7 protein-coding genes are annotated in these 14,445 nt (G+C 32.2%); all 7 read left to right on the forward strand.

What is annotated here, in order from left to right; translation table 11 throughout:
* Nucleotides 1-106: 106 nt before the first annotated feature.
* The 7 genes from WG951_RS00980 (at nucleotide 107) to WG951_RS01010 (ending at nucleotide 14,428) form a co-directional block, all read left to right on the forward strand.
* Nucleotides 107-2,017 (forward strand): hypothetical protein, encoded by a 1,911-nt coding sequence (locus tag WG951_RS00980; RefSeq protein ID WP_105048353.1) that lies wholly within the window; start codon nucleotides 107-109, stop codon nucleotides 2,015-2,017.
* A 225-nt stretch (nucleotides 2,018-2,242) separates the two neighbouring features.
* Nucleotides 2,243-5,020, forward strand: a complete 2,778-nt coding sequence (locus WG951_RS00985) for a family 78 glycoside hydrolase catalytic domain (protein WP_105048354.1) — start codon at nucleotides 2,243-2,245, stop codon at nucleotides 5,018-5,020.
* Nucleotides 5,021-5,086: 66 nt separating this feature from the next.
* Complete coding sequence (locus WG951_RS00990; RefSeq protein WP_245893478.1) at nucleotides 5,087-7,801, forward strand: alpha-L-rhamnosidase; 2,715 nt, start codon at nucleotides 5,087-5,089, stop codon at nucleotides 7,799-7,801.
* A gap of 23 nt (nucleotides 7,802-7,824) precedes the next feature.
* A complete protein-coding gene (locus WG951_RS00995) occupies nucleotides 7,825-8,670 on the forward strand; it encodes a hypothetical protein (protein ID WP_105048356.1) in 846 nt (281 codons plus the stop codon).
* Nucleotide 8,671: 1 nt separating this feature from the next.
* Nucleotides 8,672-10,114: a sulfatase gene (locus WG951_RS01000; RefSeq protein WP_105049354.1), complete on the forward strand. Its 1,443-nt coding sequence runs from the start codon at nucleotides 8,672-8,674 to the stop codon at nucleotides 10,112-10,114.
* Between the two features lie 39 nt (nucleotides 10,115-10,153).
* Nucleotides 10,154-13,213 (forward strand): sugar-binding domain-containing protein, encoded by a 3,060-nt coding sequence (locus tag WG951_RS01005; protein WP_105048357.1) that lies wholly within the window; start codon nucleotides 10,154-10,156, stop codon nucleotides 13,211-13,213.
* Nucleotides 13,214-13,303: 90 nt separating this feature from the next.
* Nucleotides 13,304-14,428: an alginate lyase family protein gene (locus WG951_RS01010; RefSeq protein WP_170062879.1), complete on the forward strand. Its 1,125-nt coding sequence runs from the start codon at nucleotides 13,304-13,306 to the stop codon at nucleotides 14,426-14,428.
* The last annotated feature ends 17 nt before the right edge of the window (nucleotides 14,429-14,445 follow it).

The raw sequence follows: 14,445 nt of genomic DNA on the forward strand, positions 1-14,445 counted from the left end.
ATTTTATCAAATTTTAAAAAGCATTTAACCAATAACGATAATACAGGACAATGTTTTTTATAAAATAAATTAATTTTAAAGCTTAATTGTTAAATAAGTTTTAAACATGAAAAGACGCTCATTTATTCAGCTATCTACATGGGGAAGTTTAGGATTAATGTTACCAATATATTCGTGCAACAAAAATGGTTTTAAAAAGCTAGATTTAAAAAGCATGACCGAGTTTGAAAAGCAATCTTTTAATTTGCTAAAAACATGGTGTGATGCTATGATTAGAGATCAAGTAAATAACCCAAACGATTCCGTTACAGATGGGGCATTGTACTGTTATGCCTGTAATGTTGTGCATGGTAGGTGCAACGATGCTGTTTACCCGTTTATGTATATGGCAGATGTTACAGGTGAGCAAAAATATTTAGATGCGGCCTTAAAACTAATGGATTGGTCTGTAAATGTAGATAACCCAGATGGAAGTTGGACCAATATGATAGATCCAAAATCTTGGAATGGTATTACTGTTTTTGGAGCCATAGCTTTAGGCGAAGCTTTACATCATCATGGGCATTTGCTATCTAAAGAATTAAAAGAAAAATGGGATACACGATTAAAAGCTGCAATAGAATTTGTTTATAAAAAGTTCGACATGCATTTTAGTCACATCAACTATCGTTTTACAGCTATTTATGCCCTGTATTTTTTAGGAAAATATTTTAAAGAAGAAAAATATATTCTCCGCAGTAAAGAATTTGTAGCATTAATTCCCGAGTATTTAACAACTCCCAATAAATTGATATTTGGAGAAGATAAACCAGATAACAATAAAAGTGCTAAAGGCTTTTATCCTGTAGATTTGGGGTATAATGTAGAAGAAACTTTAAATGCTTTAGTACAATATGCTGTTCTGGAAAAAGATGAAGAATTACTAGTGTTACTTACAGAATCTATGAATGGGCATCTAGAATTTATGTTGCCAGATGGTGCTTGGGATAATAGTTGGGGTACTCGTCAAAATAAATGGAGTTATTGGGGTAGTAGAACTACAGATGGTTGCCAACCCGCATTTTCGTTAATGGCAAATAGAAATGCTGCATTTGGTACGGCAGCTGTTTTAAACACAGAGTTATTAGAACGTTGTACTGTTAATGGCCTTTTAGCTGGTGGTTTGCACTTTGAGTCTCATGGTGTAAAACCATGCATACATCATACTTTTTCTCATGCAAAAAACTTAGCATTTGTTTTAGATAATACAACGCATATAAAAAATGTAAATAAAGCTACTCCAATTCCTAGAAGTAGTAAAGACGGTGTAAAACACTTTGCAGAACTCGATGTGTGGCTAGCTTCAAGAGGCCCTTGGAGAAGTACAGTTTCTTCTTACGATCAAATCTGGAAAAAGAAATATTCTGTTGCAGCCACAGGCGGATCTTTAGCTGTTTTATGGCACGAAAAAGTTGGTCCGTTATTTACAGCAAGTATGGCAGAATATCTCTTAGTAGAAGATTATAACCAGCAACCACAACCAGAAGAAGATTTTTGTTTAACACCAAGAGTAGAGCGTTTTGTTGATGAGGTTTGGTATACAAATATTCATGATTTAAAAGCAAAAGTATCAGTAATTGATACTAAAGAAACTATAGATTTTACTATAGATGCGGTGTTAACCAATCGAGAAAAAGAAACTTTAAAAACAGCAGGTAATATTAAATTGAATTACCTTTTTGATAAAGAAAAAACAACCATTAAAGCAGTAAGAACAGCGTCTAATTTTAATAAAGATACCTTAGTGTTACCTCTAGTTTCTGCAAGTGGCGAAAAAGTGGCTCAATTAACCGAGTATAAAATAGCAATTCATAAAAAAGAAGGTGTGGTTGTTATTAATGCAAATGTGCCTTTAATCATTAAAAAACATAATAAAGAACGTATATTTAATCAAGTTCCGGGTATGGAGGTAGTGCCCATTTTGGCAATGTTTCCAGAAGGAGTTAAAGAGGTTATTTGTACAATCAAAATAATATAAATTAATTATCGATTTTACGAGACAGAGCAGGATGGTTTTAAAAGAAAAAAAAACAATCTTGCTCTATTGAGTTTTAATTTTTTTTTGATGATTTCTTTGTGAAAAAAGCATACAAAATCTATGTGTCAAATAATAAAAAATAAATCGAATAATTGTTTAATACAGTTTAAAGCATATCCGTTTTAATCTAAAAAAAAAACTAAAATTTAAAGAATTCAATTAAAAATGAAGCAGCAATATTTTTATTACATAGTTAGTTTTCTAACCCTATCAATTTTTATTTCATGTGACAAACCTGAAATTTCAAAACCTATAGAACTTACCGTTTCCGAAGGTTTTAAAAATCCAATTGGGTTTTATAATAACAAGCCTACTTTTTCATGGGTATTACCTGTTTCAGAAAATGTAAAAAGTCAATCTGCATATCAAATTGTTGCAGCTAGTACACCTAGTTTATTGCCAGATAACCCAGATATTTGGGATTCAAAAAAACAAGTAAAAAACCAATCTACATGGATTAATTATAAAGGAAAACCTTTGCAATCTAGACAAAAAGTATACTGGCAAGTGCGTTATTGGAATCAAGACAAAACCGCATCTGCATGGAGTGCTATAAATACATTTGAATTAGGTTTACTAAACAATAAAGATTGGAAAGCAAAATGGGCAGGTTTAGATACTGCAAAAGATAGTATTAAAGGCGTTAGAAAATTTTTAATGCATAGACCTCAATATTTAAGAAAAGGTTTTGAAGTATCTAAGGAGGTAGAATCTGCAAGGTTATATATTACCGCAAAAGGAATTTTTGATGTGCATTTAAACGGAAAAAATGTAAGTGATGATGTAATGCCTCCGGGTTGGACACCTTATAACCACCGTATAGAAACACTTACTTACGATGTTACAACGTTATTAGAAACAGGTAAAAATGCCATAGCGGTAGCGTTGGCTTCGGGGTGGCATTCCGGAAGAATTAGTAGAGGTAAAGCACTTTACGAAAACTTTGCATCACCTAAAATATTATGTCAGTTAGAAATAACCTTAAAAGACGGATCTAAACAAATTATTATATCTGATGAAAGTTGGAAAGGAACCACAAATGGTCCTATTCGATTAGCAGGTATCTATGATGGAGAAACTTATGACGCTAATCTTGAAATACCGAATTGGTCCGCTGCAAATTTTAACGATGCTACTTGGCAAAATACAGAAATAGATGCGGTTGTAGATTCTGTTAAACTAGCTCCTAAACGCCATACAACAGTAAAACAAAAATTATTAATTAGTAATGTAGAGGTTGTTTCTGTAAAAGAGAACATAGCAATATTTAACTTAAAGCAAAATATGGTAGGCGTACCAAAGGTAAAAGTGCCTATGAAAAAAGGAGATACCTTAAAAATTCGTTTTTCAGAAATGTTGTTAAGTGATGGCTCGTTTTATACCACCAATTACCGTTCGGCTCAATCTACCGATTATTATATCGCTGCGGCGGATGGAATTATAAACTATACACCAAAATTTACGTTTCACGGATTTCAGTTTGTAGAATTAAGTGGATTTGATAAACAAGCAAAACCAGATTCAACTTGGGTACAAGGATTGGTGCAGCATTCAGATTTTGAAGTAAATGGAACGTTTACATCATCACACGAAAAATTAAATCAATTACAAAGTAACATTACTTGGGGCTTACGCGATAATTTTTTCGATGTTCCTACAGATTGTCCGCAACGAGACGAACGTTTAGGGTGGACAGGCGATGCACAAGTAATCTCTCCAACAGCCATGTTTAATTTTAAGACACATGCTTTTTGGACAGCTTGGTTACAAAGTATGCGAGAAACTCAGTCTGAGCATAAAGACGGTTTAATCCCTTTTATCATACCAGACGTACTACAAAATAACAATGCAAGTTCTGGTTGGGGAGACGCAGGTGTAATTATCCCTTGGGATATTTATAATATTACAGGAGATATAAGTGTGCTTCAAGAAAATTACGAAATGTCTAAAAAGTGGGTTGGTTATTACCAATCTAAGGCTAAAAATTATATTTCTTATGTGCATTCTTTTGCAGATTGGTTACAACCTTATCCAGAAAAAACAGGTAAAATAGGGAATAGAGGCGATACACCAAAAGAGTTTATAAACACAGCTTATTTTGCACACTCTGCTCATTTACTATCTAAAATTGCAAGTGTTTTAGGTAAAACAGAAGACGAAAAAAAATACAAAAATTTATACAAAGAAATAGCCAATGCTTTTGAAAACAAGTTTTTTGATGAAAACGGAATGTTTATAAACACAAAACAAACGCAAACCAGTTATTTATTAGCGATACATTTTAATTTATTAAAACCAGAAACCAAAGTAAAAGCACAAAAGCATTTGCTAGAAGTACTTAAAAAAGCAGATTACCATTTAGGAACAGGTTTTTTAGGTACACCAATATTACCTAAGGTTTTAGATGATATGGGCGAGATAGATTTAATGTATAAAATTTTATTTAAAGAAACCTATCCATCTTGGTTTTATTCTATAAATCAAGGAGCAACCACTATGTGGGAACGTTGGAATAGCTTTAGTAAAGCTGATGGTTTTAACCCACAAAGCATGAATAGTCTTAACCATTATGCGTACGGAGCAGTAGGACAATGGATGTACGAGCGTATTGCAGGTATTGCATCACTAGCACCAGGCTATAAAAAAATTAGAATTGCTCCAATACCTAATAAAAGATTATCTTCTGCATCAGCATCTTTAAACACCTCTTACGGAGAAGTTTCTTCTGCATGGAAAATTGAAAATAAAACGTTTCAATTAGATGTTGTTATTCCACCAAATACAACGGCAGAAGTTCATATTCCTTTAGGAAATCTAGAAGAATTACTTGTAAACGGAAGCGCTATAAAAGAAAATATTAATATAAAATTATTAAATACAGATAAAGAATCTTTAGTAATTTTAGTGAATTCAGGAACTTATAAATTTCAAAATAAATTTTAATTAATACTTTATATAAACATGTTTAAATATCTTTTTTCCACAATTTGTTGTTTTACCTTATTTACTTTGGTATCATGTAAGGAAGCAGAAATTCTACAGAGTCCTAAAAATTTAACCGTTTCAGAAGGATTTGAAAACCCTATTGGTTTTTATGAAGCAAGCCCTACATTTTCTTGGCAATTACCTATTTTAGATGAGGTAAAAAGTCAATCTGCTTATCAAATAGTTGTAGCTAGTAGTCCAGATTTATTGCCTGATAATGCTGATGTTTGGGATTCTAAAAAACAGAAAACAGCTCAATCTGCATGGATTAAGTATGGTGGAGATGCTTTAAAATCTCGTCAAAAAGTTTATTGGCAAGTTAAGTATTGGAACCAAGATGATGATGCTTCAGATTGGAGTGATACCAATAATTTTGAATTAGGTTTGTTAAACAATACAGATTGGAAAGCCCAATGGATAGGTTTACCAACCAAAGAAGAAGGAGTTATTGGAAGTCAAGATAACATTATTCACAGACCACAATATTTAAGAAAAGGTTTTGAGTTATCTAACGATGTTGCTTCGGCAAGATTATATATTACCGCAAAAGGTGTTTTTGATGTGGCAATAAATGGCGAAGACGTTAGTGATGATGTAATGCCTCCGGGATATACCCCGTATAAAAAACGTATTGAAACCATTACTTATGATGTTACAGATTTAATAAAACCTGGTAAAAATACTATAGGAATAGAATTGGCTGCAGGATGGCATTCTGGTAGATTAGGTTGGATGAAATCGTATTGGAGTGATACAGAATCGCCTAAAGTTTTATCTCAGTTAGAATTAACAATGAAAGACGGTTCTAAAGAAGTTATTATTTCTGATGATTCTTGGAGAGGAACTACAAATGGCCCAATAAGATTGTCTGAAATTTATGATGGAGAAACTTATGATGCCAATCTAGAAATGGCAGATTGGACAACAAATAATTTTGATGATAAAGATTGGCTAACTGTTAACGCAACTAAGGTTACTAATGCTATAAAATTAGAGCCAAAAAGACACTCAACAGTAAAGTCTAAAATTGAATTAGAAACAAAAGAAATTATAAAAAAAGAGGGTGCTGTTATTTTTGATTTACAGCAAAATATGGTGGGTGTACCTCTAGTAAAAGTACCTATGAAAAAAGGGCAAATACTTAAAATTAGATTTGCAGAAATGTTATCGCCAGACGGTACATTTTACACAGAAAATTATAGAAGTGCTCTGTCAACAAATTATTATACAGCATCAAAAGATGGTGTGGTAGAGTGGATGCCAAAATTTACGTTTCACGGATTTAGATATGTAGAGTTAAGCGGATTTGATACAGCAATAGAACCATCAAAAGATTGGGTAACAGGAATCGTTCAATATTCTGATTTTGATGAAAACGGAACATTTACAACTTCTCATAAAAAGTTAAACCAACTACAAAGTAATATTGTTTGGGGACTTCGTGGTAATTTCTTTGATATACCAACAGATTGCCCACAACGAGACGAACGAATGGGGTGGACGGGTGATGCTCAGGTTTTTGGACCAACGTCTATTTTTAATGCAGATGTATATAAATTTTGGGCTAGCTGGTTACAAAGTGTTAGAGAATCTCAATACGATAATGGTGGTATTCCTTGGGTAGTGCCAGATGTTTTAAATAATAATAAAGTTAGTGCTGGTTGGGGAGATGTATGTACTATAATTCCTTGGAAAATTTACTTTAGAACTGGAGATAAAAAAATTCTTGAAGAAAATTTTGAAACAATGAAAAGGTGGGTAGCGTATCATCAAACTAGTTCTAAAGATTTAATTTCTTCTATGGGTGGGTTTGCAGATTGGTTACAACCAAATGCAGAAAACGGAAAAACAAAAGGAGATACATCTCATAATTTAATTGGGACTGCTTTTTTTGCACATTCAGCTAAATTAACAGCGCAAACAGCAGAAGTTTTAGGTAAAACAGAAGAGGCTAAAATGTATCAGAAATTATATGAAAGAATAGCAAAAGCTTTCGATAATGAGTATTTTGATGATCAAGGAAACATTAAAGGAATTAGAGCTACACAAACATCATATTTATTAGCATTAGCATTCGATTTATTACCTGAAGGAAAGCAAAAACAAGCGCAGCAAAATTTATTAGTAAAAATCAGTGAAGCAGACGATCACTTAAAAACAGGTTTTTTAGGAACCCCACTTTTATCTCAAGTTTTAGATAATATGGGAGAAACAGACTTAGTTTATAAGTTGTTATTTAACGAAACTTATCCGTCTTGGTTTTACTCTATTAATCAAGGAGCAACAACTATTTGGGAACGTTGGAATAGCTATAGTAAAGAAGAAGGATTTAATCCTCAAAATATGAATAGTTTAAACCATTACGCATACGGAGCAATAGGAGAATGGATGTACGAGCGTATTGCTGGTATTGCACCTTTAGAAGCAGGGTATAAAACTATTAGAATAGCACCAAAAACAAATAAAAAATTAACTTCGGCTTCTGCTTCTTTAAATACAACCTATGGTGAAATTGCTTCATCTTGGGAAATTAAAGCGGGTACTTTTTCTTTAGAAGCTACAATTCCTCCTAACACAACAGCAAAAGTAAGTGTTCAAGGAAATACAAACGAACCATTGTTAGTAAATGGTAAAAATGTAGAAGATGTAAAAGGGGTAACGTTAGTAAAAACAAATGCAGATTCGTTTGAATTGTTAGCACAACCAGGTACTTATAAGTTTCAATCGACAGTTAAATAATTTAGAAGAAAAATAAACTCATTATGAGAGAATTAAAATTAGTGTTAATTGGTTTGTTATTGACTAGTTGTGCAGTAACATCGCAAACTGTAAATGCTCCTGCGGGTAGAATTGCTATTGTAGCAGATGGTAACTCTCCAGATCCAGATGATTTAGGAGGTACCGCCATTTCTTTAGCTTTATTAAGGGCAACAGGTTTAGAAAGTAGGTTGGTGCATTATTCTCATAGTTGCGATTTGGTTCGTGTAAATAGAATATCAGAAAAAGCAGAAAAAGAACGACATGCATTAATGCAAAGTGCTTGTGATGTTACCGCAAGAAGATGGGGAGGTTTTGATGAAATTACGTTTTTAGATGCAAAGTGGCAATTAGATGAAACAATAAAAGATTTAGCAAAGGCAATAAATTTATCTACAGAGAAAGATCCACTTTGGATTATTGAAGCAGGAGAACCAGATATTATTGGTTTTGCTTTAGAAGCATCTAAAAAAAATAAACACAAATATGTAAAAGTGCTTACTCATCATCCTGCTAATGATAATGCAGGAGATTTTTATAAATGGCAACAGATATTAGATTTTGGTGTAGAAGAAGTTAGAATTCCAGATCAAAATATAAATTTAAAAGCAAAATTAGCTGATTGGGATTGGGCAAAAAATCATAAAGATGAACGCTTACAACAAGTATGGATTCAAGGTAAAATTGCAGAAAATGATGATGTAGTTAAGTTTCAAAAAGGAAGTTGGGATTGTTCTGATGCAGGAATGGTGTTGTATTGGGTAACAGGAGCAAACCAAAATAATGGATTAAAAATGGGAACCGTAACGGATGTTAAAAATATCTTATTAGAATATGTTAAACGTAAATAAAATGAAAAAAATTATAATTGCATTTTTTATAGCTTTTAGTTTTGCAAACTTTCAAGCTCAAAATGAAAAACCAAATGTATTGGTTTTTTACGTAGATGATTTAAGAGCAGAATTAGGTTGTTATGGAAGCGAAACAGCAATAACACCTAATATAGATAAATTAGCAAAAGATGGAGTACGGTTTAATAAAGCGTATGTACAACAAGCTATATGTGCCCCTTCTAGAATGAGTACATTAACTGGGTTAAGACCAGAAACTATAGGTATTTACAGTATTTTTACGCCACTTCGTAAAGTAAATAAAGAGGTGGTTTCTTTGCCACAACTTTTTAATAAAAATGGATACAAAACAATAAGTATAGGTAAAGTGTATCATCATGGTGTAGATGATAAAAATGTATGGTCTACTTATTTTGAAAAAGAACCAAATGCTTACTTAAAACCAGAAAATAAAGCACTTATAGAGGCACAGATAAAAGCAGGAAGTAAAAGAATTAAAGGACCTGCTTTTGAAGATGCAGATGTACCAGATGAAGGTTATAAAGATGGGCGTGCAGCACAACATGCTATAGAAACACTTAAACAATTAAAAGAGGATAATTTTTTAATGTTTGTGGGGTTAAGTAAGCCACATTTACCATATAATTCTCCAAAAAAATATTGGGATTTATACAATAAAAACGACTTTAAAATTCCGTCTAGAGAAAAGCCTCAAGGCATGTATAAATTAGCTTTAAGTAATTGGGGAGAGCTAAAAGGATATTCTAATATTCCTAAAAAAGGAGACTTAAACGATGATTTAACAAGAGATTTAATTCATGGTTATCATGCATCTATTAGTTATATAGATGCCCAAGTGGGTAAAGTAATGCAAACGTTAGAAGACTTAGATTTAAGAAAAAAAACATTTGTAATTTTTATGAGTGATCATGGTTATAAAATAGGCGAATATGGATCTTGGTGTAAACAATCTAATGTAGAAATAGATGTTAGAGTACCTTTAATTATTAGCCGAGAAACAGGTTATAAAAACAGGGTTATAAACAAAACTTCTGATGCTTTGGTAGAAAATGTAGATATTTTTTCAACTTTAGTTGATTTATGTAACTTAAAATTTGCTCCTGTATCAGACGGAAAAAGTATTTTATCTGTAATAGATAATCCTAATAAAAAATGGGACGAAGCAGCATATAGTATGTATGCCAGAGGTAAAAAAATAATGGGAGTTACAGCAACAGATGGTGAGTGGAGATATACAGAATGGCGTAATGCAGTTACACAACAAGTATTAGACGCAGAGTTATATCATCATAAAAAAAGTTTACTTGCTTTTAAAAATTTATCAGGAAATAAAAAATATAAAAAAGTAGAAAAGAAAATGAAAAAGCTTTTAGATATTAAATTTCCAACAGATAAAGGACCGTTTTTACAGAACGATAAATAGCATTTATTGATATTAACAAATAATAGAAGAAATATTAAAATGAAAAAACAAGTTTTAGAAGTAAATCTTAATAAAAAACACTTTTTATTTTTACTATTATTTTTAATAGCACTAGTTAGTTTTTCTCAACGTACAGAAGTAAATTTTAACAACAATTGGCACTTTATTTTAGAGGATAACGCCTCCTTTTCTAAAGAAAATTTTGATGATTCTAGTTGGAAAACGCTAAATGTTCCTCACGATTGGTCTTTTGAAAAAGGTGTTCGTAAAGGAGGAGATCAAGGTCAAGGTGGTGGTTATCATGATGGAGGTATTGGTTGGTATAGAAAAACTTTTGAGGTAAAAAAGCAAAGCCTATCAAAGATAACCTGCATCAATTTTGATGGGGTTTACATGAATAGCGAAGTTTGGATAAATGGCAACCATTTAGGGAAACGACCTTATGGCTACATTAGTTTTAGATACGATATTTCAAAGTATTTAAAAGAAGGTGAAAATAATATTGCTGTAAGAGTTGATAATAGTTTAGAGCCATCGGCACGTTGGTATCATCCTTGTGGAATTTATGCTCCTGTAAAATTAATAGTCGTAAATCCAACGCATTTTAAACCTAATAGTATTTTTATAAAAACGCCTTCTATTAAAGAAGATAAAGCAACTGTTTCTATTGATGCAGAAATTAATGGCGATGTAAACAAGCTAAAATATGAAGTAAAATTGTTTTCTCCTGAGGGAAAAGAATTGACTAAAAAAATTGAAAGCTTAAAAGGATCAAATCCAACTTATCAATTTGAAATAGAAAACCCACAATTATGGAGTCCAGAAACGCCAACCTTATATAGAGCTATTACCAAAATTTTAGAGGGTAAAAAAGTAATTGACGAGGTAGAAACAACATTTGGCTTTAAAACGGTAAAATGGGAAACTAAAACAGGTTTTTGGTTAAATGGCGAAAACGTAAAATTAAAAGGTGTTTGTGAGCATTGGGAAGGCGGACCTGTTGGAGGCGCTTGGACAAAGCCAATGTTACGCTGGAAATTACAATCTTTAAAAGATATGGGTATTAATGCTATTCGTCCTTCTCATAACCCAACTCCGCCAATGTTTTATGATTTATGTGATGAAATTGGTCTGTTGGTGATGGATGAAATTTTTGATGGATGGCACAAAAAAGCACCTCAAGATTATGGCAAACAAGCCTTTGATGAATGGTGGCAACGCGATGTAAAAGAATGGATTACCAGAGACAGAAATCATCCAAGTATTTTTGTGTGGAGTTTAGGTAACGAAACCCATAGTGATGTTGCACCAGAATTGGTGAAATTCGGAAAAAGTTTAGACCCAACACGATTATTTACATCAGGCGCAGGAAATCCAGAAGATATGGATATTACAGGTGTTAATGGAGGATCAGAAACCAAATCATTTATAGAAAGTAAAACCTTTGATAAACCATTTATTTCTACCGAAGCGCCACATACTTGGCAAACTAGAGGTTATTACAGAACACAAACTTGGTGGCGAGATAACGAATTACCAGGAACTTACGAATTGCCAAATTTAACCGAAAAAGAAATCTTTTTTTACGAAGGAATCAACCCTAAAAATTGGCGAAACAGAAAACAAAGTTTCAATTCGTCTTACGATAATGCTACGGTAAGAGTATCAGCTAGAAAATACTGGGAAGTAATGCGAGATAATCCTTGGCATAGTGGTCATTTCCGTTGGACAGGTTTCGATTATTATGGTGAAGCAGGTTTAGTACATGGAGGTTTACCATTCAATTTATTTATGGGAGGTGCTTTAGATGTAGCAGGATTTAAAAAAGATTTGTTTTATTTCTATCAAAGTCAATGGACCAAAGAAACTATGATTCATATGCTTCCTCATTGGACGCATCCCAGAATGGAAAAAGGAACGGTTATTCCGGTTTGGGTATATTCTAATGCAGATGAAGTTGAATTATTTTTAAATGGAAAATCACTTGGAAAAGACAAACCAGGAACTGTTTGGAACGAAATGCAATGCGAATGGATGGTACCTTATCAAGACGGAAAACTAGAAGCCGTGGCATACATTGATGGTATAGAGGTAAAACGCACGTCTTTTTCAACCAGCAAGCAACCATCAAAATTAAAGACAAGTATTCAAAAGTTAGCTGCGGAAGATTCTTTTACCACAAGTTATATTATCACTTCAGAGGGATTAGACGAAAATGATAATTTATATCCCTACGGAGAAAATAAAGTCTACTATAATATTCAAGGTGATGTAAAGAAAATTTCTATGGAAAATGGAAATCCTATTGACCCTACAAGTAGAACAAAATCAGATTTTAGAGCTCTGTTTTTTGGGAAATCTCGATTGTTTTTAAGAGCACTACCTAATGCAGAAAAAGCATCAATAATAACCGCTTCAATTCTAGGAGATAAGGCTTTATATACTTCAAACAAAATCACCATTGATGCTAAACAAATTCAAATTTTTGGAACTTCAAATACAGATGATTTAGAAATTCTTTATACTGTAAATGGCGAAAATCCAGAAACAAAAGGTGTTATTTATAAAGGTGCTTTTAAAGTTGCAGATGCTACAATAGTAAAAGCAGTAGTAAAACAAAATGGCAAAGTTGTTTTAAATATGGAAGAAACTTTTGGTAAAAACAAAGGCTTATTTTGGGGAAACGAACACTCTAAAGATATGTGGATAGGAAGAGGAGTAAATATTTCTGCGGAAGAAGGAATTTTAAAAGGAAATGCAAAAGCAAGTACAAAAGCGAGACGTTTTAAAGGAACAGGTTTTGTGCGTTTTGATGATAAAGAAGGATCTGTAGAGTTTTACCAAGAAAACGATGGAGAAGGAGGTGATTATAGCATTCGTTTTAGATATATGCACAATAACATAGGTAAAATGCATCCTATGAAATTGTTTGTAAATGATGAATACATTAGAACTCTAGAGTTTAAATCAACTGGAGGTTGGGAAAAGGAGTGGAAATTTGTGCCCACAATAATAACATTAAAAGCAGGAGCAAATAGTATACGATTAGAAACTGCTGGCAAAAGTGGCCCTTATATTGATGAATTGTTTGTTGATTGATTTTTATTTATGAAAAATAAATTCGTGTTTTTTAAAAAAATATTTTTCTTATTTCTAATAAGTTTTTATAGCTGTAGTTCTGCACAAGAAATGTCAGAAAAAATAAGAGTTATAGAATATCAGGAATTAGAAAATCAAAAAAATAGGATTAAAAAAGGTGATAAAATAGCCGTTGAAAATTATAAAATACTAATTAACAAAGCAGATAAATTATTAAAAACCAACCCATTTTCAGTTGTAAACAAAACGGGCATTCCACCAAGTAAAAGCAAACACGATTATATGAGTATTGGTCCTTATTGGTGGCCAAATCCTAAGACGTCTAATGGTTTACCATACATTAGAAAAGATGGAGATATTAATCCAGAAACTCGAAATAATTTTACAGATTATGTAGAGAAAAACAACTTTATTTCAGCCATAAAAATATTAAGCAGCACTTATTATCAAAGTAATGAAAAGAAATATGCTGATAAAGCAATTCAACTAATTAATGCTTGGTTTTTAGATGAAGCTACTAGAATGAATCCTAATGTTAATTTCGGACAATATGTACCGGGAAAATCAGAAGGGAGATGTTTTGGAATTCTTGAAATTCGAGGATTTGTAGAAGTTTTTAAATTTTTAGAGTTGGCCAAAGACAGAAATGTATTGGAAAAAAAGACAGAAGAAGGAATGTTGAATTGGTTAACTGAATATGAAAATTGGTTACAAAACAGCAAGTTAGGGAAAGAGGAGCGAAATAGAGAAAATAATCACGGGACCCATTATGATATTCAACTACTTAACATCTTAGTGTATTTAAATCGAATTGAAGAAGTTAAAAAATATTTGTCAACGATTACAAAAGCAAGAATATTTCATCAAATAGAACCAGATGGAAGTCAACCAAGAGAACTCGCTAGAACAAAGTCTTTTTCCTATTCTGTTATGAATTTAAACGGTTTTTTAGATTTGGTAAGATTAGGACAAAAAGTAGGTGTAAATCTTTGGGATTTAGAATCTAAAGATGGCAGAAGTATTAAAAAAGGGTATCAATATATGTTGCCTTATCTAGCTAAAGAAAAAAAATGGGAACGTAAACAAATTGTAGATAAAAAACATTCTGAAGAAAAATTGATATCAGATTTAAACTACATAGGTAAAATGTTTAAAGACCCATCTTTTGATAAAGCATTGGAAGTAATTCATCAAAGAAAAAATACAAAACACTAAATTATTAAAAGTAAAAA

The organism is Polaribacter butkevichii, from assembly GCF_038024105.1.
Lineage (GTDB): Bacteria > Bacteroidota > Bacteroidia > Flavobacteriales > Flavobacteriaceae > Polaribacter > Polaribacter butkevichii.

Coding starts and splice junctions, on each gene's coding strand:
- WG951_RS00980 (WP_105048353.1), top strand. CDS start 107: ATGAAAAGACGCTCATTTATTCAGCTATCTACATGGGGAAGTTTAGGA.
- WG951_RS01005 (WP_105048357.1), top strand. CDS start 10,154: ATGAAAAAACAAGTTTTAGAAGTAAATCTTAATAAAAAACACTTTTTA.
- WG951_RS00995 (WP_105048356.1), top strand. CDS start 7,825: ATGAGAGAATTAAAATTAGTGTTAATTGGTTTGTTATTGACTAGTTGT.
- WG951_RS01010 (WP_170062879.1), top strand. CDS start 13,304: ATGTCAGAAAAAATAAGAGTTATAGAATATCAGGAATTAGAAAATCAA.
- WG951_RS00985 (WP_105048354.1), top strand. CDS start 2,243: ATGAAGCAGCAATATTTTTATTACATAGTTAGTTTTCTAACCCTATCA.
- WG951_RS01000 (WP_105049354.1), top strand. CDS start 8,672: ATGAAAAAAATTATAATTGCATTTTTTATAGCTTTTAGTTTTGCAAAC.